Below are 25,681 nucleotides of genomic sequence, written 5' to 3' on the forward strand. Positions count from 1 at the left end.
GAAAAGCTTATATAGAAGCGTATCCCATTATCTACGGTGAAAGTATATGGCTGCAGGCTATGGTATACCTGTGTTAATCCTTAAAGAAGGAACTCAGAGAACTATTGGAAGAGAAGCTCTTAGAAGTAATATTCTGGCTGCAAGAGCTCTTGCCGAGGTTCTTAAGACGAGCCTAGGACCTAAGGGTTTAGATAAAATGCTTATAGATAGTTTTGGAGATGTCACCATAACAAACGACGGAGCTACTATTGTTAAGGAAATGGAGATCCAGCATCCAGCGGCGAAGCTGCTAGTTGAAGCTGCTAAAGCTACAGATGCTGAGGTTGGCGACGGAACTACAAGTGTAATAATATTAGCTGGTACATTGCTTGAGAAAGCTGAGAAGCTCTTAGATCAGAATATTCATCCCACGATCATTATAGAGGGTTATAAGAAAGCTTTAAACGAAGCTCTTAGAGCGATAGATGAGATAGGAACCAAGATAGATATAAGAGATCTAGAGAGTGAAGAGGGGAGGAAGATTGCTAAGGCAGAACTGAAGAAAGTTCTTCTCTCAACCCTCGCGAGCAAATATCTTGCTACACCAGATGTCATGGACAAGCTTATGGATATAATAATAGACGCAGCTCTTATAGCAACTGAGAAGAGAGGAGATAGATATGAAGTTGTACTAGATAATGTCAAGATCGAGAAGAAGAAAGGAGGATCTCTAGCTGATAGCAGACTTATAAAAGGAATCGTTCTCGACAAGGAGGTTGTTCATCCTGCAATGCCTAGAAGAGTTGTAGGTGCAAAGATAGCACTCCTGGACGCACCTCTAGAGATCGAGAAACCTGAGATTTCTGCAAAGATCAACATATCATCTCCAGAACAGATCAAAGCTTTCCTAGATGAAGAAGCTAAGATGCTTAAAGAGATGGTTGATAAGATTGCTTCTGTTGGTGCTAATGTTGTTATATGTCAGAAAGGTATTGACGACGTAGCACAACACTTCCTAGCTAAGAAAGGTATAATGGCTGTTAGAAGAGTGAAGAGAAGCGATATGGAGAAGCTAGAAAGAGCAACAGGTGGAAGAATAGTCACCAGCATAAGAGATCTCACAGAAAAAGACTTAGGATATGCAGAACTCGTAGAAGAGAGAAGAGTAGGAAATGACAAGATGGTATTTATAGAAGGTGCTAAGAATCCAAAAGCTGCAACAATACTACTCAGAGGAGCTAATGATATGATACTTGACGAAACCGAGAGAAGTATTAATGACGCGCTTAATGCCATAAGAAATATAGTGAGAGAGCCTATGGTAGTAGGAGGAGGGGGAGCTGCAGAAGTAGCTATAGCTCTAAGACTTAGAAAGTTTGCAGAGAGCATAGGTGGTAAGGAGCAGCTAGCTATTCAGGCTGTCGCTGATGCTCTAGAAGAGATACCCTCCATACTAGCGAACACAGCTGGCATGGATGTTCTCGATACAATTCTACAGCTTAGAAAGTATCATGCCGAAGGATATGTATTTGCAGGAATCGATGTTAACGCTGGAAAGATCGTTGAAGACGTGTCAAGACTCAGCATAATAGATCCATCCTTGGTTAAGAAACAGATCATAAAAGGAGCTATCGAGGTTGCAACAACAATTCTAAAGATAGACGATATAGTAGGTGCTGCTCCTAAGAAAGAGGAGAAGGAGAAGAAAGGAGAGGAGAAAGGTAAGACTCCTGAAACTCCTGAACTAGACTAATATTTTTAAACCCTCTACATCATTTTTAATCTAGAACAGCGATTTAAAATCTTCAGGCTGATTATATTGAGCAAAAGGATTGTCACAGCTGAGATTAAGAGAATTACAAAATATGAGCTAGCCAGAATCATAGCTGTGAGAGCCCTTCAACTATCTTTGGGAGCACCGCCTCTTGTAAATATAGATAATCTGAGTAAGAGAGACGCATATTCTATCGCACTTGAAGAGGTTAGAAGAAAAATTCTTCCGGTGGTGATCAAGAGAAGACTTCCAAACGGTACCGAGTATATTTTTTCCCTTAGAGAGTTAGATATACAGATAGAAGGTTTTGATCATGGGTGAAACACATTCCATAGAATATGCTGCAGAAGTTGTTAGAAAATACTTTCTAGTAGTCGAAGAACTTACAAAAACGAATAATATACTTAGACTTAAAATAATTCCGAATAGACTAGGATATATAGTATCAGAGCTACGAGAATTATATAGAGAGCTTGCTCCAAAAGGTTTTCATATTTTATTGAGAGAATATGAGAAAATTTATCTCTTAGAGATCTACAAAGCCGAAAACAGAAGAAGTCCTATGAGGATCTTTATCATAGCTCTATTAACCACTCTTGCAACAGTCTTTATAACATCCTACATATGGGTCTCAAGCCTGTCACTCGGGTATCCTCAGATTATTTTTAGAAGCATTCTCCTCTCAGCCACTATATTAATACCTCTAGCAGTTCATGAGCTAGGTCACTACACTATATCGAGATACTATAGAATTCCGAGCACTATACCCGTATTTATTCCAGGGATTCCAGGCTTCACTTTAGGAACATTCGGTGCTGTGATATTCGCCAGATCTCTACCCCCAACCCTAGAAGAGCTCTCTATGTTAGCATTAGCAGGACCTCTTGCCGGAACTATTTCATCACTATTATTCGTAGTATACGGACTCTCACTCTCCGAGATCACCGTTGGAACACCTCCTCCAGGAAGCATTCCTATCACATCAGTACCTCTAGCATTCATGCTATTAGAGAGACTTCTCTTTGGAGGGAGAGAAGGTGTTATAATTCTAAGTCCTGAAGCTACTGCAGCATACTATCTTCTACTAATACATTTTATGAATCTTCTTCCAGTAGGTCAGCTTGATGGAGGGCAGATTCTTAGAAGCTTGGTTTCGCAAAAACTTCATGCTATGATCGGACTAATCACGGTATCTATATTCATAGTTATTTCAATTATATCTAGAGATCCTCTGCTTCAAATAATCTCGGTATTCCTCTTGCTAATGTATATATTGACAGGATCATATCCTCATCAGGGAGCGAGCTATGACCAAAGGATATACTCTAAAAAGGTTTTCATAGTATTCATTAGCTGGATACTGTTGGTAGCACTGACAGCGCCGATTCCATTATAGCTAAAGGTTAAAACTTCTAGCATTACTGCTCTAGCTTTAATCTTCTCTATTATTCTAACTAAGAGAAAGAATTGATTGAGAGGCTGTAGCGTATATTCTTCGGCCTTAACTTCTTTTGCAGATTCTAATAATACGTAAGCTTTTCAAGAGATCTATCTAACTCTATTAGATTCGAGAAGGTTGGAAGTCAGAGATTATCAACATTACTGCTTTGGTTCTTGCAAGGATCATTACTAGATTTATCGGAGGAGGGTCTTAGGACCTTTTTAAACATGCTTGCAAAGCTATTTACTCTCTTATTTTCTATTATTTCTTTTTCTTCTCCAGGTTTTCTCTCAGCTGTTACTGTATATATTTTTAATCCTTTCAGCAGTACTATGGCTCGCTCTACTGCTTCTGCTTCTTCTCTTGTTATCGGTTCTTTATTTTCATAGCTATGCTTAGATATATATCTATCTAGATTCTCCTCTACTTCCTTCAGTTTCTCTCTATGGACCTCTAAGATCTGTTTTTTCCTTAGACTCCTCCCAATATCTTATGATCGATCTTAAATGCTTTAAACAGAAAATAGCCTTAGATCTTCTATAGTCTTCTGGATTTAAACATTCTCTATAGAGGGTTGTATATCTATCTTCAGCATCTTTAGAGTATTTGCACATAAAACATTTATATGAAGGATCGCCACCACTATCTATGATCTCTTCAAGAGAATCTCGAAGTTTCTTTAGAGCATCAAGATATAGTATTGATACTCCTAATCTATCGTGAATCCTTTCAGCTGTTTCTAGCAACAACCATGCATGATTTGTACATAGCCCGAGGCTTTCTAGAAATCTAACTCTAACATCCGGATCTAGCACGTTCTCATAGAGAAGATTCTCAGCATACTTAGCTTCTCCGGTAGAGACTAGATAGCATATAGGGCAGATACTCTGATCAAGCCCTTCAACATATACAGCACCAAGGATCCCACTACATAAATTACTCTTATCTCTCATCATTTCATCACCTCTTCTCAAAACCTAGGTATTTGGCTAGCATTTCAGAAAGTACTTTATGGAGATCCTCATAAGCATCATCTGTGGTTCTGCAGAACGCTACCATACCGCTGAGTCTTATAGTTTCCACTTTAGCTTCTTCGAATAGTCTTGAGAGTTTGAATCTTAATGAGGCTTCTCTAGATCTGAGTTCGAGAAGTTTTTCAAAAGATCTATGCATTCTTCTTGATGCAAGCTCTCGCCTTCTCTTGAGCATCATAGATTTTTTTGAGATCCTCTTCAATCTCTTTAATAGCTTTTTCAAGGACCTCGATATTTTCTAGAGTGATTTTCAAGAGCTCCTCGAGAGTTTCTCTATTGCTACAAATCCCTCCCATGGAGGTGTCTCCTTTCACTATAGCTATTATCAGCGGATAATAAGCAAGATTAGGAAGATAAGGTTGATACTTAATTACAGAACAATACAATCTACTCTTCCTATATAACCCTTTCATACATCAGAGAAATGATCCATGTAAGCAGTAGATATAATCAGGATATTCATAAGAACAGCCTTTACATGCTGTTCATGATTTAAACCTCTAGCCTCAACTCTTAAGATTTCTCACCTTCCAGAAGGAATAAACGATTAAGACTGCCAACACCTTCCGTAGCTATTCTAAAGCAGCCATCCAAGCAAGTTTTTATGAGATGATCTGATAAACACCTATTCACACCATTACCCATTACTTCTCATCATAAGCTGTTGAATGTCATTATACGTGCAAAGAGATATACATGCCCTACTCTTACACATGATTCCAGTCTAGCAGTCTATATCCATTTTATTATTGAACAAGCATATTAAAACTTATTAAATTAGAACGCTATTTTTTCCAAGGGGCCGGGGTGCCCGAGCGGTCTAAGGGGCTGGCCTTGAGAGCCAGTGGGGGAAACCCCGCGCGGGTTCAAATCCCGCCCCCGGCGCTCAAACTCTTCGTAGGCTCTTAAAAATGCGATCTCTCTCACGAAGCCAGCATTGAAGGGAGGTTTGCGAATATGAGGCGATGTAATATGTTTTGTTTTTTACTATTTATATAGAGAGTATCTTAATTATAGAAGCTTTCAATATTCATTCTCCCAGATCCTTTAAGAATGAAATGATCTTATTTCTCGCTTTTTATCTTTTCAAATACAATGATATCACGGGTGTAGTAGTTGGGTTTCGAACTGGGTACTGGAGCAACTGCTATTGGTATGAGATTGAAGGATACAGTTGTATTGGCTGCTGAGAAGAAGTTTTCTTATGGTGGTTTTGTTATGAGTAGGAGTGTTAAAAAGATATTCAGAATTCATGATAGAATTGCTATTGCGGCTGCTGGATTATTTGCTGATATGCAAACCATATCTAGGATCATAAATAACGAGATAAGATATTATGAGATCACTTCTAAGAGGCCTATAAGTGTAAGAGGTGCTGCACGCCAGATCTCACTAATACTCTACTCATACAAGTACATGCCCTTCCTAACAGAACTGATCATAGGAGGTGTAGATTCTGAAGGACCTCATATATATGTTATGGACCCCCTGGGATCTCTTATAGAAGATGATTTTGCAGCAGTGGGGACGGGAGCTCAAATAGCTATAGGTCTTCTCGAGGGTAGCTATAGAAAGGATCTTGATCTTGAGAAAGCAATAGAACTTGCCGTGGAAGCTGTAAGAATAGCTTCTAGAAGAGATACAATGTCTGGAGAAGGTGTTGATGTAGCTATAATAAGAGAGAGCGGGTACGATGAAAGATACTACCCTCTAAAATGATTTCAGGGGGTATATACGAGTTTATACCTAGATCTTCATAAGGCATCATATGCGCAAGAGGTTCTCTCAAAGAAAGTTGCGATAGAAAGGTTGAGCGTGAGACCTAATACTATTATAGGTGTAGACATTTCATATGATATCAGGAGAGGATTAGGATACTGTGCTGCTGTGATCGTCGATATAACAAAGCTTAAGGTTCTTAAATACTCTATCACAGTTGACGAGGTTAAGATACCGTATATACCGGGTTATCTTGCCTTCAGAGAAGCTCCACTCATCTTCAAGACTCTTAAAAACCTAGATGAAGAGCTTGTCAGAGGATCTATTCTCATGATCAACGGACATGGTATAGCTCATCCAAGGAGATTTGGGATAGCCAGTCACATAGGCGTGGTAATGAATCTACCTAGTATAGGTGTTGCGGAGAAAATGCTCAGTGGAGAGATAATCAGTGTTGGAGGTAGAGAGGTTATAGTGATAGACGGGAGAATAGTAGGTATAGTTCTCTCAAGCAGAAGATCTCGCAAGAAATATTACATGACCATAGGGCATAAAGTCTCTATAGAAGATCTCGAGTACTATGCTAGAAGAACATTCTCAGGAGACTTCAGAGAGTCAAAGCCTCCATATCCTATATATCTTGCAGATACAATATCTAGAAATGCAAGAAGAGGAGAGAAGTATCTTGCTAGATGGCTTGAGGCTAATCGTCATATATTCTAGAAACTAGATCCCAACCCTTTCAGAGCAGAGAATGATAATGATACTACGATTTATAAGGGTTTCGTGCTATTTTCTTATTGATGACAGCATTAGGACCAGAACTTTCGAGAGTGAGAAAGTCATCTATAGATATGAAGACTGGCTATCTAAACCTCACTCCCAGAGAAATGGAGATGCGAAGAAGATCAGAAGATGTGCTATATAATCTCCGTATTTCCCAGAATAAGAATATGATCAAATACTATAAATTCCAGGTGCCACTATGTCTCTCGAGGATCAGAAGAGGAGCTTGATACAAAATCTCGTTGAGAGTAATTATATAAGAACGGAGAAGGTTAGAAAAGCATTTGAGAAAGTATCAAGAGAACTCTTCATACCTCCCGAGTATAGAGAACATGCATATGTAGACACCCCACTTCCCATAGGTTATGGGCAGACTATATCAGCTCCACACATGGTTGCTATAATGACGGAGAAACTTGATATTAGAGAAGGAGATCTTGTGCTTGAGATAGGAACAGGCTCAGGTTATCAAGCCGCTATAATAGCCGAGTTAGTGGATCCCGAGTCCAAGGGTGAGGGCCATGTTGTAAGTATAGAATTCATACCCGAGCTAGCTGAATTTGCCAGAGAGAACCTTATCAGATCAGGATATTATGACAGGGTTTCTATAATTGTAGGAGACGGAGGACTTGGAACATTTGAGGGTAGAGAGCTATATGACAGGATTATAGTCACTGCTGCATCTCCAAAGATCCCTGGAAAACTCCTCTCCCAACTTAAAGTCGGAGGAGTAATGATAGCTCCTATAGGAGATAGATGGGTTCAAGTACTCTATATTATAAGAAAGACTTCTGAGAAAGAGTTCACAGCTGAAGAAGATATACCGTGCGTATTCGTTCCTTTGAGAGGTAGAGAAGGATTTAAAATATGATCCTCTTCGAATATTTCTAGTATAAAGCTATAAAGAGCATTAAAGAAGAGCTTGAAAGCACTTCGTGTCTGTGCTCTGAACATGGTACGAAAGCATATATGTAAGCCTTCCCACTTCTAACCTCTGCCTCTATCAAAGAAGGTTTTCTACCTAGAATCTTCTCACCTATAAGTCAGCAGCTTCCGAGTACATTCTGATCAAGGTATCGTACTACAACCTTATATCTCTCATTATATGGTATGATCCCTAGCACGGGTTTATCTATGAATATTAAATAGATCCTCTCAGACATTTCATAGCCGAGAAGATGTGATGTTCCGACTAGTGCATTGAGAATGGATTCAGGATACATGAATTGAGCAGGATCTGCTACATCCAAGCTCTTCTACTCTAACACTTTCTCATTTATAATCTATCTGCTAACTTAAAGTATTCTACCATCTGATCCTAATCTGCAAGTCTTCAATTATCTCCTACCTTAAATTTAAGAAAATCCTCAGATCTTGAGATCTTGGTATCATCTTAACCTCTCCATCTCTAGAAAGATGATATTCTCTCATACACCATGAAGAGCCCTTGAACACATTAAGGTATTATAAATATCCACAGCATGATATTTCATGTATCATAATTTTTAGATGAATCGTTTATTTTTAAAAAGATCAGATCAGCATAAACCCTTTAATATCTCTTAGAAATAGTTATATGGGTATAATATATTGAAGTTCTCGAGATGTGAGAAAGTTACAGAGAGAGTCAATAAACGTGTGGCAATAATAGGAGCTGGTCCGGCAGGTTTAGGGGCATCCGGAGTTCTTATTTGCAAGGGTTACGAGGTTCATGTATTTGATCTGCTACCAGAACCCGGAGGTCTGCTACTCTTCGGAATACCAGGCTTCAGAGTTCCTAAGAAGAATGTAAGAGAAGGTATTGAAGATCTTAAGAGATTAGGAGTTATCTTCCATACGAACACAAAGGTTGTTCCTGGAAGAGTTGAAGAACCTGGAAAGATAGGCTTCGACCTGATCCTAGAGAGATTTGATGCAGTAATAATAGCTACAGGAACCTGGGAGGAGAGAAGACTAGAAGTTCCTGGAGAAGATCTTCCAAGGGTTTATCCAGCTCTCTCATATTTATTCGAGTACAGCAAAGCTGAACTAGGATATATAAGCTATAAAGATCTCCCGCCTCTCGGAAGGAGAGTTGCCGTAATAGGTGCTGGTCTCACAGCAGTTGACGCGGCAGAAGTTTCGCTAAGACTAGGATCTGAGGATGTATATATGATCTATAGAAGAACGATTAACGAAGCTCCAGCTCATAGAAGAGAAATTGAAAGACTCATAAAAGAAGGCGTTAAATGGATTGAACTGGCAACACCAAAAAGATTTATAGGAGATCATTCTGAAGGCGTTAGAGCTGTGGAACTGATAAGAATGAGGTTAGGAGAACCAGATCACACCGGGAGACCAAGACCTATACCCATAGAAGGTTCTGAATATACCATAGATATAGATTCAGCCTTAATAGCAATAGGAGAGATACCAACACCTCCGATACTAGACCCTTCAAGACTGAAACTAAATAAAGATAGGACAATATGGGTTGATAAGAAGAATAGAACATCCATAGAAAAAGTATTCGCCGCCGGAGATGTAGTCATAGGACCTAGTTTCATAGGAAGAGCACTAGCGTCTGGAATATCAGCTGCTAATAGCGTAGATGAGTACCTTAGATCTGGTGTATGGAGATTAGAAGCGTGAAATAATATCGGAGAGTTTTATCCAACACCAACTCCTGGCGAAATTGTTTTGGGTTTTATATAGGTTTACGTCTAACTATATAGATTCTACTAGATTATTTCATCACCTCTTCTTCTCAAATCTCTCGGGCTAGCATCGCTCTCAGAAGTGTTCAGAGATACCTCTCATATCCCACGTCTCGAGTGCCTGAGAATTAATGTGAAGTCTCTATCCCTGCGAGACCTAGATGCTCTACGACATCTCTAAGCATGAGAGAACTAGAACTTTAAAATCTCTATAGATATAATTAATTAGTGGAGCCGGGTCGTCTAGCGGTCAAGGATGCGGGGCAGGTCGGCATACCCCCGAATTTGGCCCCCGTGACCGGGGTTCGAATCCCCGCCCGGCTACTGCCCGGCTTTAGTAATTTCTACTTTATAGGAGTTTGATATTCGAAAGCAGAAAGTATTGATTCTCTTCATATTCTTCGGATCTTATTTAAAACTCTACAACTTGTTTGTCGCTGGCTGAATAATATCATGATACAGTCTTTAGCAATTCGACTATACAACACAGTCTTCTTCTACCTCGAGGAGGCTGTTTCGATGATTCCCATCTCTTATCGAGTAGCTCTTCAATACCCCGTTTTGCAGGGTTTTAGCTTGTAATATTTTCTCTCTCCAGTATCTATATTAAGCCATTTGTATAAGTAGTGGATGTATACGGCCATAACCTATGTGGGAGCTGGATTTCTTCACAAAACTCTTGCTATCTACTCCGATATTTTTCTGAGTATCTCTTCTATTATATCTCTCATGATCTGTATTGCATGACCTTTGCTCATGTTTAGCTCTGATGCCACAGAATCCCAGCTTCTTCCTTGAAGCACCTTTGCTATGGTTAGCTTTTCAAAGTCCTTTCTTAATCTAGTTTTAGGACATGGATTTCTCCAATATACTCTGACAATTCTTGTTATAAGATCGCTAACGACCTCATACGTCATTAATCTCTTTATATATAACTCTATCCTATCTCTATCAACAGGATCTAATTTCAACATTAAGTCTTTGTCTTCATGAAGATCCTCGCATTCCAGAGGTCTTATGAGGAGTAGTGCTATCTCAGCTTCCATATCTCTGTAGACGTCGTATAAGCTCTCTAGAAGTCTATTTCTAAATCTTCTTCTATAATCTCTCAAGTTTTCATCAAGATCTCTGCTAATACTCCTCAGAACAAGAACTGAGTATTCTCCTGAGACAGGATTCCTGCTAGGAGATATGTGAATCGGTAGAAACCCGTTCTTGATCCAGAATCTCAGCAACTCCTCCGATGCTCCAAAGCCTGAGCCAACCCAGTGAAAGTTTTTCTCTCTAGCTTCTTCACATATCTTCTCCAGAAAATAAGATCCTATTCCCATACCCTGTGCTTCTGGATGTACTGCTATTCTAACGATCCTATAACCTGTTTTTCTAGCAAACTCTTTATCTCTATAGTATTTTAGAATTCTATCTGGTATTATATTACCATGAACTGATCCTTCTTTAAGTATTTTTTCTATAGTTTCTTCAGAAAGATCTCCTTCCTCAGCCAGCTGAGCTGAAGCAATGATCTTACCATTAGGTAGAGCTAAAGCCCTAACCCTATGATGAGGAGCATCAGCTATCATGGCAAGATCATCAGGTTCATTCCTGTAATGTGCTTCAACATATATTCCGAACACGTTCTTTAGCATCTTAATATTCGCCTCTTTAAAAAGCTCTTCAGGCTCAAGCTTTAGATATGTGAAGTCTTTTCTCTTGATCAGTTCGAAATCTTCATCTGTAAGAGGTTCAGGTTCTGCATCCAGCAATAAAGCTTTAAAAACCCATTTTTCAACAGGATCATTCTTAGAATATCTTATAGGCTCTTCCATCTCTACATGAATAAGATCTGTATCAGGATCATTTTTCACCTTCTTCAAAAATCTCAGCGAGAAACCTCTCCCAGCACCTTCATACCCGTGAATTGTTGTAGCCATTACAATTCTGTTGAAGCTTTTCCAGATCTTTAGTAGCATGTTCACAGGAAGTCCTGAAGCCTCGTCTACAACCACAATATCAAGATCAAGTCTAGGAATTACCGAAGGCTCCCAATACTCTATAGAAAAGTTCGAACCTCTTAACTCAATAATCTTACCACCTCTCTCTATAGCCTTATACCTGATCTTAAGCTCCTCAAGAGATCTCATAGCTAGAGTCATAAGACTCTCAATATTTGTAGGAGAGATTGCTGTGACACCTACTCTAACTCTGTTCTTAACTTTCAACAACTCTTCTACAAGAGGTGGAAGAGCTATTCCTATAGCACCACTCTTACCACGACCTCTATCTGCTGTAATGACGATCATCTTCTTCTTCCTAGGCTTAGGAACAAGCTCTTCTAAAGCTTTTATAACCTTAACCTGATCCTCTGTAAGAGCAAGCTTATATATTTCACTAGGAAATAAATGCTCCTCAGGTATCTTAACTTCTCTTCTAGAAAGCCTTTCGATCTCAGGAGTTGCAAAGCGAAGAGTCTCGTCTCTTCCTAAATCATATATTATAATACCTTCTGATGAATATAATGTCTCTATAAACCATTTCACGAATAGATTTCTAGGATTAGGATATTTGGGTGTTGAGAGAGTTTCTGAGAAAACATTTCTAGCGTAAGGCCATTCCTCTATAGAAGGTGTAAGGAATATAATTAATCCTCCTCCCTCAACAACTCCTACAAGTCTTCCGATGTCATTAGGCTTCAACCCATGACTTAGATCCATTACAAGAGCCTGCATAGTCCTACCCATGTGTCTATCAGATCTCTTGAAGGTATCCACTACAACTCGAGAGTCTTTAAGTCTCTTCTCTAGCATCTTTCTTACTAGAACCGCCTTGACCAGTTCATCATCAAATTCTCTTCTAAACATGTAAAGTATCTTAGGTCTTGTTATCTTCCCGGATAGTGTTGTAAAGTATTTGTATAGAATGTATACTGTAGAGATTCCCTGCTTGACTTCATCGCCTCCTGCAAGCACTAGCAGAATTCTATAATTCTTATCTCTAGCATCTAACCCGATCCTAGCAATAGATCTGGCTAGAAATCTAAGCCTAGCATTAAGAGATCTCTCTATATCCCTCCTGCTTACAAAAATCTTACGCTTGACACCGCTTCCTCCCATACTACTACTATCCAGATACGATTATGATAAATGCGAAGGTAAAAACTTTGAGATATATCCAGATCCTAGAAACTTCTTTAATCTATATCCAGTTCAAAAAACACCGGGTTAATCTAGATCTAGGATAAGCTTTTTCACATAGTTCAAAAAGTATGTTTATGGTGATAGAATTAAACAAACAGCCTGAAGTAAATATCGGCATGATCGGACATGTAGATCATGGGAAGACAACACTTGTACAGGCTCTCACAGGGGTCTGGACCGCAAGACACTCTGAAGAGCTTAAAAGAGCAATGACTATAAAGCTAGGATATGCTGACGGTGTGATTGGATACTGCAAGAATCTTCAGGAGCCTGAAAGCTATACAACCGAGAGATCATGTCCTGACGGTAGCGAGCCAGAGATCCTTAGAAGAGTATCATACGTAGATGCTCCTGGTCATGAGATCCTCATGGCGACAGTTCTCAGCGGTGCTGCTCTGATGGACGGAGCTATTCTAGTTATATCAGCTACAGATCCGTGTCCTCAACCTCAGACCAGAGAACATCTGATCGCTGTAAAACTCATAGGTGTGAGAAATATAGTTGTAGTTCAGAATAAGGTTGACGCTGTTTCTAAGGAGAGAGCTTTGAAAAACTATGAAGAGATTAGAAGATTTTTAGAAGAGATGGGCTACAGAGATCTTCCTGTGATTCCTGTAAGCGCTCTGCACAAGATCAATATAGATGCACTTCTAATGCATATACAGAAATATATACCCACTCCCGAGAGAGATGTGAGAGCTAAACCTTTGTTTCTTATCGCTAGAAGTTTTGATGTTAACAGACCTGGAACACCTTACGAGAAACTCGTAGGAGGAGTGATCGGAGGCTCTGTAGTGAGAGGTGTTTTCAGAGTAGGCGATGAGATTGAAATCAAGCCTGGAATAGAGATTAGAGAGAGTAGTGGAAAAACCTATTATAAACCCCTTCAGACTAGAATAGCATCTATAAGATTTGGAAATGAGGAGTTTACAGAAGCGAGACCGGGAGGGCTTGCAGCATTTGGAACGAAACTCGATCCATTCTATACCAAAGCTGACAAGCTTGTAGGAGGTTTCGTAAGTTTAGCAGGAGAACTCCCAGAACCTGAGTATGAATTTACCATAAGATATTCTCTCCTCGAAAGAGTTGTAGGTGTTAAGGAAATGCTTAAGATGACTCCTCTGAAGACTAGAGAAAGAATCCTGATCAGTATAGGAACCCTCACAACATTTGCAACCATTAACAGAATATCCGATGAGATTATGGAACTTACATCTCAGAAACCTGTAATAGCTTTGAAAGACTTTAGCGTAGCCATAAGTAGACAGATCGCAGGCAGGTGGAGGATCGCAGGCTATGGAAAGATAGTATGAGAATCAGTCTTTCAAGGACATGTAAAGAGGTTGATATTATAACCAGAAAATATGCTGTCATCGACACAAGCATATTTCTTCTAATATATGAAGGCTATAGCATTCTTGATGGACTTAAAGAAGATATTGATGAAAAATATGATTGTGTAACTACAGATAGCGTCATAAGAGAGCTTCTTAGAACCTCTAGCGGTGGGAGAGAACTCATACTCGAGTATTTAGAAAAGATCTTTAGAGAATGCATCATATTATATGTCTCAGAGGATCTTGAGAGAGAAGAAGCAGATCATGATCTAATAAGAGTTTCTCTCAGGTTAAAAGCTTCTCTTATAACATTAGATAGAGAACTGAAGAGAGAGGCTAGAAAGGCTGGCATTAATATCATAGCATATAAAGGCTCTGAAAAGAGAATCAAAATACCTTAAAACAGGTATTGATAACTTATTATTATAAGGGGGCGCTGAATAATGAAGCTACAGATTGAGGTTGAAGTGAGATATACAGAGGATCAGGAGAAAGTTCTAAGAGCTATTAGAAATCTATTTGATCTGGAAAAATACGAGCTTGTAGAGGAAGGTAGATATCCTAGGATCATAGCTTACTCAACTCATGTATCATCTCTGAAAAGATTTAGAGAAAGACTGTGGATGCAGAGAATTCTAGATACTGCAAGAAGTATCATGATGAGAGGAGTAGAGGGTAGTAGAATAGAATTTATGCTACATAAGCAAGCTGCATATGCTAATAAGGTGAGCTTTGTAGAAAGCGATAAAGAAAGTAGCCTGGGAGCTGTTAGAGTTGTTATAGAAACAGAGAAACCTATGGAACTCATAGACTGGCTTGCACCAAAAACCTCTGAAGGTAGACCTCTATGGATTAAAGAGATGCCCGAAAACCTGTGAAGAAATCTCTATGATATGGTGACTCCTCTCATAGCTATATGAGGTGCTACCACTCTATCCAGTATTCTCAGCTCCTTACTAGAATGCAGAAATTCTTCTCCGAAGCCTTTATAGAAGTTTGTAGTCATAGTACCTCCTCTGAGAGGTCCTCTGATCTCTCCATTAGCTATTTCATATGCATGCGTTATAGTAGCCTGTACAAAGCCTGAAACAGGATTAGAAAGCCACTCACCTATTACTCTAACAACATAGATCCCTCTGCTAACTTCTCTGATAAGATCCTCTAAACTCATATCTCCTCCTCTTAGCACCAGGACATTGTGAGAAGGTCTTGGAGATGAAGATAGAGATCTCCATGCATTTCCTGTAGATCTAGTGTTCATAAGATTCGCATAGTATGAATCATAGAGGAAATTTCTCAGTAAACCTCTTTCAATCACATTGATCATTCTAACAGCAACACCTTCGTCATCAAACTCTCTAGCGCCTATATACTCTCCTACTAATCCATTATCTTCGATCGAGATCTTCTCATTAAAGACCATACTACCTAATTTATTTGCTAGAGGAGATCTTCCTCTAAAAACATTCTCAGAACTAATAGCGGGAGAAAGCATTGTAGATATAATAGCACCACTAACCACCTGATCTAGTACCACAGTATACTTACCCGTCTCAGTTTTTCTGGCTTTCGTGAATTCTCTAGCCTTGCTACCTATGTTCTTTCCAAACTCTTGAAGATCTAGATCCTTTCTAATATCTCTTCCTATAATAAAATCTGAGAATGTTCCCGTACCTTGCTCTATATCAGCTCTAGCTAGAGCATACAAGCCGAAGCTGCTTTCAACTCTCTTCATAATATCGTTGAGATAACTGCTGAAGTATTGATACTCGATCATTGATAAGCTAATGCTACCACGAGTAACTCTAGCCTCTCTACAAGCTTCGCTGATCCCTTCTTTAATCTCCTTGTACATCATTTCTAATTCTCCGAATTCGATCTCTAGAATATTCTTATTATATACCACACCCGAGATGCTCCCTCTCCCGAAATCTTTATTCAAACCTTTCCAATTAGGATCCTCTGGAGAGTTTTTGGCGATAGATATGACTTTCTCAATTGCTTTTTCAACACCTTCTTCCGAGAGATCCTCTACACCAATCACTCCAATCCTTTTGCCTATGATAGCTCTCATGCTTAGAGATATTTTATCTATGTCGGTAGCCTCACCAGGTTCTTCTGAGAAAGAGAACCTCTTCCTCCTACTTCTCCACATAGAAACCTCTGCTTCCGAAGCACCTGCACTCTCTAATTTTCTCAGTATTCTTATGAGATCTATCTCCATCTCATACACCTCCTACAAGAACTGATGCTATTCTAACATGAGGTCCTCCATGTCCTACACGCACTAATTGACCCTCCTTCCCGCACCCCCCGAAAACTGATGTCTTAATCTTAAGATCTCTACCAATAGCTTCAACACCTTTTAAAGTTTCCAGTATGAACCCTGAGATAATAGTAGATCTTACAAGTCCTATAATCTCGCCATTTCTAATCTCATATGACGGTCCTACAGAGAAGGTGAAAGTTCCAGCTCCTGTATCAACCTGACCTCCGCCAGCTCCTCTGCCGAGAAGATAATAACCTTCTTTAATATCTTCAAACAACTCTTCGAACGAGTGATCTCCAGGCTTCATGTAGAGATTTGTCTGTCTCACTATAGGTATGTTCTCAAAATCCTGAGCCCTTCCATTTCCTGTGACTTCCATTTCAAGTTCTGACGCTGAGATCATATGAGTGAGAAATCTTCTTAGAATTCCCTCCTCAACGATCACTGTAGAAGTCTTTTTATTTCCTTCATCATCATATGGAACGAAGAAACCTCCCTCAACAAGACCGTCATCTACTATAGAGACATTCTCGGAGGCTATTCTCTCTCCTATTCTATTCTTAAGTATGGAAGTTCCCGATGCCACCAGGTCTCCTTCTGAAGCATGTCCAAAAGCTTCGTGAAGTATTAATCCTATCAGATCAGGATCTGACACAATTTTAAATCTTCCCGCCTTAGGCATTGGCGCTTTAACAGCTTTAACCGCGAGATCGCTTAGCTCTCTTGTGAAAACACTCCAGTCAATGCTAGCTATAAACTCCCAGCCTGCAACTCTGGACATAGAATCATAAACTCTCTCTCTAGCATCATTCTCCTGAGCTATACTCATATGTGAGAATCCTGAGAGAATGCTTAAAACCTCGACCTCTGCACCATCAAGTGATACTATTATTCTTCTATCTCTCTGAAGTCCGAGCCTTGAAACAGCAGACCTGATTCCTTGAATCATAGAGTTTTTATTAGCCTCAACAACTAGTTTAGTCTTCTCCTCTAAAGGTACTTCGAACGGATCCTCTTTATACTGTGAAGAGACTCTATCTTTATAAACCTTCCTCTGAGAAAACTTCTTCGAGCTCTCAATACTTCTAGCAATAGCATAAGCTCTATCAATACTTTTAAAAAGATCCTCCTTAGTTAAAGAGTTCGTAGAAGAGAATCCTATAGATCCTTTATAAAAAATTCTAACTCCAATACCTCTTCTAGAGACAGTAGAATACTCTCTAATAGAACCATCTTCAGCTACTACAGTCTCATATGAGTATTCTTGATATCTCAGATCCCCGAAATGAACGCCCAGTCTCTCCATATATGATAGTCCTTGTAGAAGCAGGTCTCGAGGGTCATACACGGAAGCCACCTTTGAAGTTACCTTAATAAAGCTAATATTTTCTCTAAATTCTCATGACCCTCCACAGCTGATCATTAAAATACCATGTTTCAACCTCAATAGATTTATTAGCCATAGAATGAGAAGCGTTAGATATAGGAGGTCTCGATGTCAACCTTTCTACCGGTAAGAATCCGAAGCGGTCGTATGAATGGTTTAAGAGGGTTCTACTCTGTATTCTCAGAAGAGGAAAGCATAGATCAAGAGATTAAGAGAATTAAGAATCGCTACATCTACGAGAGAATAGATCCTGAGATAAACTTCATATTCTATGATAAAGAACCAGTTCCAGGAATAGATCTCGAGAGAATGATCGTTAAATGGGAAGGTTTTCTAGATGTGAGAAGAAGAGGTATCTATAGATTCTTTCTACTAGCTGATGATGGTGCAAGGCTTTACCTAGATCGAGAACTTATAGTAGATGCCTGGGAAAATAGATCTCTAGATAGAATCTATTCTAGAGATATGAAGCTAGAGAGAGATGTATATAGAATAGAGCTAGAGTATTATAACACAGGCGTGTTCGGAAAAATAGAACTTGGATGGAGAAGAGAGGGAGGGGTGGATGAGATAATACCCTCAAGAAACCTCTTCACATACTCCGCCAGCTCGATAATAATAACAAATCCTCCCAAGAATTCTAGAATAAAGCTGATATATAATGGATTCGTTAGAGAAGCTTTTATAAAAGGAGGAATAGCCTTAATACCGGTTTACGACATAGCAGACGGAAGAGATGGTGAGGGGAGAATCCTTCTCTTCAATGATAGAGAGGAAATAATATACACAAGCCCCATCATAGAAGACATGTCTCCTGGTGATATATACTCTTTAGAGAGCATACCTCAACAGCTATAGAGGCTCTGCAAGAATAGAGGATTGAGAGATCTCTAGGCTTAGAAGATCCTCTGAGAAATAAGATTTATGCTGAAATCTGAGAAGCTTCATATATTTAAAGCTCTCGAGCCATAAGATAGGCGTCCTCACCATCTCTATAGTATCTTGGTATGATTCTTACTACTTTAAAGCCTAGCTTTCTATAGAGTTCTATAGCGGGCGTATTACTTACTCTAACCTCTAAAATCACTTCTTCAGCTTTATAAAGTTCTTTCATTCTTCTCATACCCTCTATCATTAGAGCCTTTCCTATACCTCTTCTCCGGTACTCAGGAAGAACTGCTATACTTATCACATGCCCCCTCCTCACATAATCTCTCTTGAAGAAACCCTCATCAATTTCAATTCTATTCATCATATATCCTACAATCTTTCCATTGATCTCAGCTACTAGGAATATATCTCTCCACTCTGATGCTATCTCTTGCCAGAAATACTCTGGATAATGTTCGGGTAGTGTAACCATGTTTATACTGATCACCTCTTTGAGATCTGAAAGACTGTTAATACTTCTAATAAGAAATAATGCATCATCTTTCAAACCACACACCATAATCTGATATTAGGTTGAATCCCTATTTTAATGATTAAGGAGATAAAGTATGAGACCTTCTCCATCGGTGAGTTTGAGAGATCTTATCAGAACCGAGGATGTGATACCTGTTCCAGGAGTATACGCGCCCTCAGTAGCGATACTAGCTGAAAGACTAGGCTTCAAGGCTGTATACTTAAGTGGAGCAGCTTTAACAGGTCTTCTGGGTATGCCGGATCTTGGTGTTATAACATTAAGTGAAGTAGCAATGTTTACAAGATATATATCTCAGAAGATCTCTATACCTCTCATAGTCGATGCAGACACAGGATTTGGAGAAGCTATAAATGTGGCTAGAACCGTTAGAGAACTTGAAGATGCAGGAGCTTCAGCGGTTCAAATAGAAGATCAGGTTCTTCCAAAGAAATGCGGTCATCTAACTGGAAAAGATGTTGTTCCAATAGATGAAATGGTTAAAAAGATTATAATGGCTGTAGAGAGTAGGAGAAACAGCGATTTTCTAATCATAGCTAGAACCGATGCAAGATCTGTTGAAGGCTTGGAAAAAGCTATTGAGAGAGCTAACATATACGTGGAAGCTGGTGCTGACATAATTTTTCCAGAAGCTCTTGAATCAGTAGAGGAGTTCAAGATATTTGCAGAGAGAGTTAAAGCACCTTTAATGGCTAATATGACTGAATTCGGTAGATCTCCTCTTCTCTCAGTTAAAGAACTAAAAGATCTAGGATATAAGATAGTCTTATTCCCCGTCACAACATTCAGAGCTTCTATGAAAGCTTCAGAACTAATACTGAGAAAAATCCTTGAGAAAGGTACTCAGAGAGAGGATCTAGATCTTCTAATGCCCAGATCCGAATTTTACCAGCTTATAAACTACTACTCCTATGAGTATAAAGATAAAGAAGTCGATAAAAAAGCAAGAGAGCTTCTAATTAGAAGGAAAACATTTCAAAAACCATAGAACTATGAAGATCAGCGATGCAAGGCCTTTCCTCATAAATCGGCTCCCGGATTCCTCCTCATCTCAAATTTAAGATAACAATAACGGCTAAAAAATAACTTATTTTAAAATTCTCTAGCTTTCTGATTGTTCTTCTCCTTCTTCAACCATGAAAGGACTTGATATAGGAGCTGCTTTAACTCTTCCTCTCAAAGTATTTATAACGTTCAAAGCCTCATTCTCTGAAACAAATCTCACAATAGAAGATGGCGATGCGCTTCTAATGCTCTCAGCAGATCTTATGATCTCGCTGAAGACCTCCTCAGGCTTCTTTTCATCTAGTTTAACTCTAACTTTCTCAAATACTATAGGATTAGGATATATAAGAGCTCCCCTCTTCACATAAATCTCATTATCAAGTACCGTAGCCATGATAGCTCCCGCCTCACTCTCACCAAGTTTTATCATATACACTACATCTTCATCTTCCGTCCTGCCTAGCTCTTCGAATCTATATGCTACTCCAACTGCTAGAGCTTCTTTCCATGCTGATCTAAGCCTATCAACATGCTGGTTAACTTCTTCTTGAGGTATTCTTCTAAATGCTTCTACTGTGAGAGTCTCAGGTTTCCATTCTATCGAGTTATCTTTAATAACATAGTTGATTCTGATCCTAACAAGATCGGTTTTACCCATTTTAAGATCCTCTACAATGAGCTTGTACAAAGCACTATTGAGTTGAGCTATATCTCTAGGCACCTGCTCTCTTAAGACTTTATTCTCTCTAATAAGATCCTTAAGCTGAGCATATACTGTTCTCCTTATCTTATCAGCATAAGTAGCAGCCCACACATAGCCTGTACTAAGACGCCTCTCTTGAGCTTCCCCGGAACTCATGCTAACTATTCCTCCAATAATATTTTATAATGTTTAAAAATATATTTTGCAAGACAGTTGCTCGGACTTATTCTACAAAATTATAATCCGAAGATACTTCAGCTAATAAACAGGGGAGCGAAATAATATTCTAAGATAATTAGATCTTTTCTTCCATTTAAATTCATATCCTACCCTACCTTACATAGCATCTTAAGGACAACTCTAATGCTACTCCAATATACATTCATCCCACTTCTTCCTAGCATTAGAATAGTATAGAGAGAAAGCTTTAGCTACTAATACTGTGAGAGCTTATAAGCTTACAATGATATTATCTAAGGTCGATAGGTGTCTAGATATGAAGAGATATGAACTACCTCAACTTCCATATAACTACAACGCCTTAGAACCATACATTATTGAAGAGATAATGAGAGTACATCATCAGAAGCATCATCAAGGCTATGTAAACGGTGCCAATGCAGCCCTAGAAAAACTCGAGAAACATCTCAGAGGAGAAGCCCAGATAGATGTAAGAGCAGTCTTAAGAGACCTCTCGTTCAACCACGGAGGACACATTCTACATACGATCTTCTGGCCCAACATGGCTCCCCCCGGAAAAGGTGGAGGAACTCCCGGCGGTAGAATCGCTGACGCTATAAATAACGTGTTTGGATCATTTAACAAGTTTAAAGATTTATTCTCCACAGCAGCTAAGAACGTTGAGGGTGTGGGGTGGGGAGTTCTAGGATATGATGTACTAAGCGAAGAGTTAAGGATCTATCAGATCGAGAAGCATAATCTTCTTCAAACAGCTGGGATAATACCACTCCTGGTCATAGATGTATGGGAACACGCATACTATCTCCAATATAAGAATGATAGAGGATCCTATGTGGATAACTGGTGGAATGTAGTTAACTGGGATGATGTTGAACGAAGATATAATGCGGCTCTGAATAAAGGTAGAGAGGCTTATCTACTGATCTAAGAAATTTAAAAAGAACATTTTTTAGCTTACATCTACATATCATTATAAAGGTGGCGTGATTGAATGATAATGACGAGTATAAAGGCTATCTCGATAAGATTGTATCAGAGATCTATAATAGGATTCTTAAGAGTGGTGAAGAGAATATTATAGAGATCACTGGTATGGAGAGCTTTACTAAGTTTATATCGTCAGGCTCCTCAGTAATAGTCTTCTACAATCCAAACTGCCCCGTATGCAAGAGATTTATGCCTGTATACGAGGAATATGTGGCATCTAAGAGATCTTCTAATAACTCTGTTAAGTATGGAAAGATCAATACGACCAAGAAGGATAACATTATAATTAGCATAATATATGGTGTCTACGCAGTGCCTACCATAGCTTTATTCAGAGATGGTAAGATTATAGCAAGACATGAAGGATATATGAACAGAGAGGAATTAGAAGAATTTATAGATAAAGAGCTCTATGCAAATCAAGATAATCATGAATAGCTTCTCAACTATCATCTAACCCTCCTTCTTCCCCTCCAGCCTAGACTTAGAAAAACTCTGCCTTCCTATGATTCCTTTCTCAAGAAGCATTCTAATACTCTTCTTAAGAACTCTTCTAACAAGATATCTCTTTCCAATATCTCCATATAATTTGAGTGCAACGGCTCTTATACTTCCCAGATCTATGAGAAGATTCAGGATCTTCTTATCCTCCTCACTTAGCTCTTCCGCCAAATATTTAAGTGAGATCCTTGCTATATCAGAGGGTTTTAATCCTAGGTAGGGTTTTTCTATGTCAAGAGAATCTAATCTCTCGAGTACTCTAAATCTTATAATAGTTATGATACTATCGTTTCTAAGCCTTTTCCCATAGATCCTTTTCAATTCTCTTATAAGCTCCTCTAGACTGTTGTATCCTTCTTTCTGAGCATCCTCAATACTCAGATCCTTTAATCTCTTATGAATAACCTCTTCAATGTAAGCTTTAGCAATAGGAGCACCGCCGCTGTGTATGATCACTATCTTCTTCTTAGGAACTATATAACCTAGGCGAATTGTACTCTTCTTCTTATTACTTATAACCATGCTAGCATACTCTTTTCTAAGCATTATGTGAGAACCTAGAAACTTGATCCCTTTCAACTATCTGAAACCTCTAAACTCTTTATTTCTTCCCTCTCTAGATCTCATAGTACTGTAGTTGCTCTAGAACATATTTTCTTATTTCAATAGGCTTAGGAAGATTCATCTCGATCTTCCCACTACTCATGTATTTTACTAGAAGAGGTTTAGGAGATTTATTATCCGGACATTTAGGAGGCTCTTGAGCCCATGGTACCATGATATTCTTCAAAGGATTCAGACACCTATACACCTGTTTAGCTCCTGGCATCTTACCTCTCTTAGTTATAGGAATCCACTTATCTCCTTTCTTAATCTCAACTATATCCATACTGAGATCAACACTTGGCGGAAATGCTATCGACGTTCCCACTCCGAAGCCTTCTACTACGTCTCTTAGTTTTAGAATCTCCTCTTCATCAATACCGCCGCTCACATAGATCTTGACATCAGATCTTCCCATGAGATTTAATGTCCACCTAACTTCTTCGACTATTTTCCTCATGTTACCTCTTCTAGAGCTGGGAGTATCAAGTCTAACACCGGCAAGCTTCTTCCCTAGAGCGTTTACAGCCATCATAGTCTCTACTCTCTCATCATAGAACGTATCTACCAGAGCAATCCTAGGCACATCAGGTTCTACAACCTCATCAAAAGCCTTCCAAGCCTTAACCTGATCTTCGAATATCAGAATAAGCGCGTGAGGCATTGTACCCATAGGCTTCACTCCTAATAACTCTTCGCTATAAGCACCTGACACGGCATCACAACCGCCTATAAAAGCAGATCTATCTAAGGTGAAAGCTATAGCCGGATGAGCCGACCTTAATCCGAAGAATAGGACTGTTCTATCTCCAGCAAGCTTTCTAATCCTGGCAGCCTTAGTTGCAACTGATGTAGCATGTCTTAGAATCCCTAAGAGTGCTGTCTCTAGCTCTAGAAACTCTCCTACAGGTCCCTCGATCATCATCACAGGCAGTGTTTCCTCGAATATGGTTCCCTCAGGCATTGCATAAACATCTATATTCCTACCCTCTAGAAGATATAAAGCCTCTTCCAAACCTGCAAAAACAGCCCACCTATAGTTTTTCGGAAGGCTATAAGCATGGATCTCTGCCCTAACATATGTTCTGTCAAGATTATATGCCTTAAGAATCTTCATAGTCCTCTTAAAATACACATCTGTCACAAACCCATTTTTAATAGCATCCCATGATGGTATGAATTTAACCAGCCCCAAAAAAGTATAACTCTATAGCAGTATTATAAGATTTCATAGATCTATTCATCATATCATGATTATAAATGATTCTAGACAGTGTAATACTTAAAATATGATAAGATAGAGGAGGCCGGTATAAATATTCTCTATTAGCAAATAGTTATCTTGAGGAAAGACTGTATTGAGCCTAGAACATCCTTCCAAGGATATTATAGGTAAATCTGCCAGAACACTACTCGAACATTCTATAATTCTAGGTGTCACAGCAAGTGTGTCACTCTACAGATCTCTCGATCTAGCTCGAGAACTCATGAGAAGAGGTGCCGAAGTATATCCTGTGGTAAGCAGAAGTGCTGCCAAACTTATATCACCTATGATGTGGGAGTGGGCTACAGGCAATAAAGCCTATGTTGAATTCGGTGGAGAAATAGGTCATGTAGAGCTTGCCAGAATATCTTCAGGTATGGTTATTGCTCCAGCCACCGCCAATACTATAGCTAAGATAGCCTATGGAATAGCTGATACCTCGGTGACTCTGGCAGCACAGATCATACTAGGAGTTGGCAAGAAACTTCTGTTAGTACCAGCTATGCACGAACCCATGTACAGATCTCCTCCACTAGTTAATGCGCTGAAGATATGTAGAGATCTTGGTATATCGATTCTACCACCAATCATAGAAGAAGGGAGAGCTAAGTATCCGGATCCTATATGGGTTGCTGATAAGACTGAAGCACTGATTCTCAGAGGAGAGGATCTTAAGAATGTGAAGATTCTAGTAACAGCCGGACCTACTAGAGAGCATCTGGATCCTGTGAGGTTTATATCTAATCCAAGCACCGGTAAGATGGGTGTTGCAGTAGCTTCTGAAGCACATTATAGAGGTGCTGATGTAATGCTGATCCACGGCCCCCTTACCATACAATCTCCTCCTTGGATCTCTCGCGAGGAGGTAACTTCGGCAGATGAGATGCTAAAAGCTGTTCTCAAGCATATTAGAAGAGAGAATCCACATGCAATCATACTATCAGCTGCACCAGCTGATTATAGGTTCTCTAGAAGAGAAGATAAGAAGATACCCAGTGAAATAGCCAAGATAGAGGTGGCACTTGAAGCAACACCAAAAATAGCATCTCTCGTCAGAAAAGAAGCTAGCGAGAGCATTATCGTGGGCTTTGCCGCAGAAACAGTCTCATCAGAAGAAGAGCTTATAGAGAAGGCCTTGAAGAAGCTGGATAAGTACAGCTTTGATTTTATAATGGCAAACATAGTCGGAGCTCCTGGCACAGGTTTTGGAGCTGATACCGATTTAGGAGTTCTAATAGATTCTAGCGGTAGGATTATCAAAAAAGGTTTCATGCTTAAGCGTGAGTGGGCTAGACTAATACTAGATATGGTGAGAGAAAGAATCCTTAGAAAGAAGGTTCTTTAACAGCTTAGTAGACCTCTTTCTTTATGATATAAA

The 25,681-nt window shown here is 39.3% G+C and carries 24 protein-coding genes, 2 tRNA genes and 1 pseudogene; 17 read left to right on the plus strand and 10 right to left on the minus strand.

Annotated elements, in window-relative coordinates; translation table 11 throughout:
• The first annotated feature begins 46 nt into the window (after positions 1-46).
• The 3 genes from thsA to QXS89_02905 all read left to right on the plus strand — a co-directional run bounded on the left by thsA (position 47) and on the right by QXS89_02905 (position 3,149).
• Complete coding sequence (gene thsA, locus QXS89_02895; GenBank protein ID MEM3831129.1) at positions 47-1,732, plus strand: thermosome subunit alpha; 1,686 nt, start codon at positions 47-49, stop codon at positions 1,730-1,732.
• A 66-nt stretch (positions 1,733-1,798) separates the two neighbouring features.
• On the plus strand, positions 1,799-2,074 hold the full coding sequence (locus QXS89_02900) for a DNA-directed RNA polymerase subunit K (protein MEM3831130.1): 276 nt from the start codon (positions 1,799-1,801) through the stop codon (positions 2,072-2,074).
• The gene (locus QXS89_02905) at positions 2,067-3,149 is read left to right on the plus strand and encodes a site-2 protease family protein (GenBank protein MEM3831131.1); all 1,083 of its coding nucleotides are present in this window, start codon (positions 2,067-2,069) and stop codon (positions 3,147-3,149) included. The genes QXS89_02900 and QXS89_02905 overlap by 8 nt, the downstream gene beginning before the upstream one ends.
• Before the next feature lie 488 nt (positions 3,150-3,637).
• On the opposite strand, the gene QXS89_02910 is transcribed toward QXS89_02905, so the two are convergent.
• Positions 3,638-4,150, minus strand: a complete 513-nt coding sequence (locus QXS89_02910) for a DUF6062 family protein (GenBank protein ID MEM3831132.1) — start codon at positions 4,148-4,150, stop codon at positions 3,638-3,640.
• A 4-nt stretch (positions 4,151-4,154) separates the two neighbouring features.
• Positions 4,155-4,430, minus strand: coding sequence for a hypothetical protein (locus QXS89_02915; protein ID MEM3831133.1), 276 nt, complete (start codon positions 4,428-4,430; stop codon positions 4,155-4,157).
• Positions 4,431-5,029: 599 nt separating this feature from the next.
• Here QXS89_02915 and QXS89_02920 point away from each other — a divergent pair.
• The 4 genes and pseudogenes from QXS89_02920 to QXS89_02935 all read left to right on the plus strand — a co-directional run bounded on the left by QXS89_02920 (position 5,030) and on the right by QXS89_02935 (position 7,604).
• Positions 5,030-5,113 (plus strand) — tRNA-Ser (locus QXS89_02920).
• A 231-nt stretch (positions 5,114-5,344) separates the two neighbouring features.
• Complete coding sequence (gene psmB, locus QXS89_02925; GenBank protein MEM3831134.1) at positions 5,345-5,947, plus strand: archaeal proteasome endopeptidase complex subunit beta; 603 nt, start codon at positions 5,345-5,347, stop codon at positions 5,945-5,947.
• Positions 5,948-6,022: 75 nt separating this feature from the next.
• Positions 6,023-6,670 (plus strand): annotated as a pseudogene (locus QXS89_02930) (endonuclease V).
• A gap of 262 nt (positions 6,671-6,932) precedes the next feature.
• The gene (locus tag QXS89_02935) at positions 6,933-7,604 is read left to right on the plus strand and encodes a protein-L-isoaspartate(D-aspartate) O-methyltransferase (GenBank protein MEM3831135.1); all 672 of its coding nucleotides are present in this window, start codon (positions 6,933-6,935) and stop codon (positions 7,602-7,604) included.
• 172 nt (positions 7,605-7,776) lie between these two features.
• On the opposite strand, the gene QXS89_02940 is transcribed toward QXS89_02935, so the two are convergent.
• Positions 7,777-7,983 carry a hypothetical protein gene (locus QXS89_02940; protein ID MEM3831136.1) on the minus strand — a complete coding sequence of 69 codons (207 nt, stop codon included), beginning with the start codon at positions 7,981-7,983 and terminating at the stop codon, positions 7,777-7,779.
• A 340-nt stretch (positions 7,984-8,323) separates the two neighbouring features.
• Here QXS89_02940 and QXS89_02945 point away from each other — a divergent pair, with 340 nt between their 5' ends.
• Entirely contained in the window at positions 8,324-9,364 is a 1,041-nt protein-coding gene (locus tag QXS89_02945; GenBank protein MEM3831137.1) for an FAD-dependent oxidoreductase, read from the plus strand.
• Positions 9,365-9,661: 297 nt separating this feature from the next.
• A tRNA-Gln gene (locus QXS89_02950) sits at positions 9,662-9,753 on the plus strand.
• Positions 9,754-10,115: 362 nt separating this feature from the next.
• On the opposite strand, the gene QXS89_02955 is transcribed toward QXS89_02950, so the two are convergent.
• Positions 10,116-12,539, minus strand: coding sequence for a GNAT family N-acetyltransferase (locus QXS89_02955; protein ID MEM3831138.1), 2,424 nt, complete (start codon positions 12,537-12,539; stop codon positions 10,116-10,118).
• Positions 12,540-12,697: 158 nt separating this feature from the next.
• On the opposite strand from QXS89_02955, the gene QXS89_02960 reads away from it, so the two are divergent.
• From QXS89_02960 to QXS89_02970, 3 genes are read left to right on the plus strand one after another with little or no spacing between them, the layout of a single operon-like run.
• A complete protein-coding gene (locus tag QXS89_02960) occupies positions 12,698-13,936 on the plus strand; it encodes a translation initiation factor IF-2 subunit gamma (protein MEM3831139.1) in 1,239 nt (412 codons plus the stop codon).
• The gene (locus QXS89_02965; protein MEM3831140.1) at positions 13,933-14,361 is read left to right on the plus strand and encodes a hypothetical protein; all 429 of its coding nucleotides are present in this window, start codon (positions 13,933-13,935) and stop codon (positions 14,359-14,361) included. The genes QXS89_02960 and QXS89_02965 overlap by 4 nt, the downstream gene beginning before the upstream one ends.
• Positions 14,362-14,403: 42 nt before the next feature.
• Entirely contained in the window at positions 14,404-14,838 is a 435-nt protein-coding gene (locus QXS89_02970; GenBank protein ID MEM3831141.1) for an RNA-binding domain-containing protein, read from the plus strand.
• A gap of 8 nt (positions 14,839-14,846) precedes the next feature.
• Here QXS89_02970 and QXS89_02975 read toward each other — a convergent pair whose 3' ends face one another.
• Together QXS89_02975 and QXS89_02980 are read right to left on the minus strand one after the other, a co-directional pair.
• Positions 14,847-16,184 carry a TldD/PmbA family protein gene (locus QXS89_02975; protein ID MEM3831142.1) on the minus strand — a complete coding sequence of 446 codons (1,338 nt, stop codon included), beginning with the start codon at positions 16,182-16,184 and terminating at the stop codon, positions 14,847-14,849.
• 1 nt (position 16,185) lies between these two features.
• Positions 16,186-17,577, minus strand: a complete 1,392-nt coding sequence (locus QXS89_02980; protein ID MEM3831143.1) for a TldD/PmbA family protein — start codon at positions 17,575-17,577, stop codon at positions 16,186-16,188.
• Positions 17,578-17,763: 186 nt separating this feature from the next.
• Between QXS89_02980 and QXS89_02985 the strand changes: the two genes are divergently transcribed.
• Positions 17,764-18,474, plus strand: coding sequence for a PA14 domain-containing protein (locus QXS89_02985; GenBank protein MEM3831144.1), 711 nt, complete (start codon positions 17,764-17,766; stop codon positions 18,472-18,474).
• Between the two features lie 94 nt (positions 18,475-18,568).
• Here QXS89_02985 and rimI read toward each other — a convergent pair whose 3' ends face one another.
• Positions 18,569-19,063 (minus strand): ribosomal protein S18-alanine N-acetyltransferase, encoded by a 495-nt coding sequence (gene rimI / locus QXS89_02990; GenBank protein ID MEM3831145.1) that lies wholly within the window; start codon positions 19,061-19,063, stop codon positions 18,569-18,571.
• A 76-nt stretch (positions 19,064-19,139) separates the two neighbouring features.
• Here rimI and prpB point away from each other — a divergent pair, with 76 nt between their 5' ends.
• Entirely contained in the window at positions 19,140-20,027 is an 888-nt protein-coding gene (gene prpB, locus QXS89_02995; GenBank protein ID MEM3831146.1) for a methylisocitrate lyase, read from the plus strand.
• Positions 20,028-20,141: 114 nt separating this feature from the next.
• Here the strand turns inward: prpB and QXS89_03000 are convergent, their stop codons facing one another.
• The gene (locus QXS89_03000; GenBank protein MEM3831147.1) at positions 20,142-20,903 is read right to left on the minus strand and encodes a DUF2258 domain-containing protein; all 762 of its coding nucleotides are present in this window, start codon (positions 20,901-20,903) and stop codon (positions 20,142-20,144) included.
• 340 nt (positions 20,904-21,243) lie between these two features.
• Between QXS89_03000 and QXS89_03005 the strand changes: the two genes are divergently transcribed.
• Both QXS89_03005 and QXS89_03010 read left to right on the plus strand, forming a co-directional pair.
• The gene (locus tag QXS89_03005; protein MEM3831148.1) at positions 21,244-21,876 is read left to right on the plus strand and encodes a superoxide dismutase; all 633 of its coding nucleotides are present in this window, start codon (positions 21,244-21,246) and stop codon (positions 21,874-21,876) included.
• A 59-nt stretch (positions 21,877-21,935) separates the two neighbouring features.
• Positions 21,936-22,373 (plus strand): thioredoxin family protein, encoded by a 438-nt coding sequence (locus QXS89_03010; protein MEM3831149.1) that lies wholly within the window; start codon positions 21,936-21,938, stop codon positions 22,371-22,373.
• Positions 22,374-22,388: 15 nt separating this feature from the next.
• Here the strand turns inward: QXS89_03010 and QXS89_03015 are convergent, their stop codons facing one another.
• Together QXS89_03015 and QXS89_03020 are read right to left on the minus strand one after the other, a co-directional pair.
• On the minus strand, positions 22,389-23,015 hold the full coding sequence (locus QXS89_03015; GenBank protein ID MEM3831150.1) for an ASCH domain-containing protein: 627 nt from the start codon (positions 23,013-23,015) through the stop codon (positions 22,389-22,391).
• Positions 23,016-23,052: 37 nt separating this feature from the next.
• Complete coding sequence (locus QXS89_03020) at positions 23,053-24,228, minus strand: nicotinate phosphoribosyltransferase (GenBank protein MEM3831151.1); 1,176 nt, start codon at positions 24,226-24,228, stop codon at positions 23,053-23,055.
• A 169-nt stretch (positions 24,229-24,397) separates the two neighbouring features.
• Here QXS89_03020 and coaBC point away from each other — a divergent pair, with 169 nt between their 5' ends.
• Positions 24,398-25,648, plus strand: coding sequence for a bifunctional phosphopantothenoylcysteine decarboxylase/phosphopantothenate--cysteine ligase CoaBC (gene coaBC / locus QXS89_03025; GenBank protein MEM3831152.1), 1,251 nt, complete (start codon positions 24,398-24,400; stop codon positions 25,646-25,648).
• Positions 25,649-25,681: the final 33 nt, after the last annotated feature.

The sequence above is a fragment of the Sulfolobales archaeon genome, assembly GCA_038881635.1.
Lineage (GTDB): Archaea > Thermoproteota > Thermoprotei_A > Sulfolobales > AG1 > WYEN01.

Bases quoted from the DNA above. Each gene is read 5' to 3' on its own strand.
- QXS89_03005 (MEM3831148.1), top strand. From the start codon at position 21,244: ATGAAGAGATATGAACTACCTCAACTTCCATATAACTACAACGCCTTA.
- QXS89_02985 (MEM3831144.1), top strand. From the start codon at position 17,764: ATGAATGGTTTAAGAGGGTTCTACTCTGTATTCTCAGAAGAGGAAAGC.
- QXS89_02910 (MEM3831132.1), bottom strand. From the start codon at position 4,150: ATGATGAGAGATAAGAGTAATTTATGTAGTGGGATCCTTGGTGCTGTA.
- QXS89_02970 (MEM3831141.1), top strand. From the start codon at position 14,404: ATGAAGCTACAGATTGAGGTTGAAGTGAGATATACAGAGGATCAGGAG.
- QXS89_02965 (MEM3831140.1), top strand. From the start codon at position 13,933: ATGAGAATCAGTCTTTCAAGGACATGTAAAGAGGTTGATATTATAACC.
- QXS89_02935 (MEM3831135.1), top strand. From the start codon at position 6,933: ATGTCTCTCGAGGATCAGAAGAGGAGCTTGATACAAAATCTCGTTGAG.
- QXS89_02975 (MEM3831142.1), bottom strand. From the start codon at position 16,184: ATGGAGATAGATCTCATAAGAATACTGAGAAAATTAGAGAGTGCAGGT.
- QXS89_02955 (MEM3831138.1), bottom strand. From the start codon at position 12,539: ATGGGAGGAAGCGGTGTCAAGCGTAAGATTTTTGTAAGCAGGAGGGAT.
- QXS89_02960 (MEM3831139.1), top strand. From the start codon at position 12,698: ATGGTGATAGAATTAAACAAACAGCCTGAAGTAAATATCGGCATGATC.
- QXS89_03000 (MEM3831147.1), bottom strand. From the start codon at position 20,903: ATGAGTTCCGGGGAAGCTCAAGAGAGGCGTCTTAGTACAGGCTATGTG.
- thsA (MEM3831129.1), top strand. From the start codon at position 47: ATGGCTGCAGGCTATGGTATACCTGTGTTAATCCTTAAAGAAGGAACT.
- QXS89_02905 (MEM3831131.1), top strand. From the start codon at position 2,067: ATGGGTGAAACACATTCCATAGAATATGCTGCAGAAGTTGTTAGAAAA.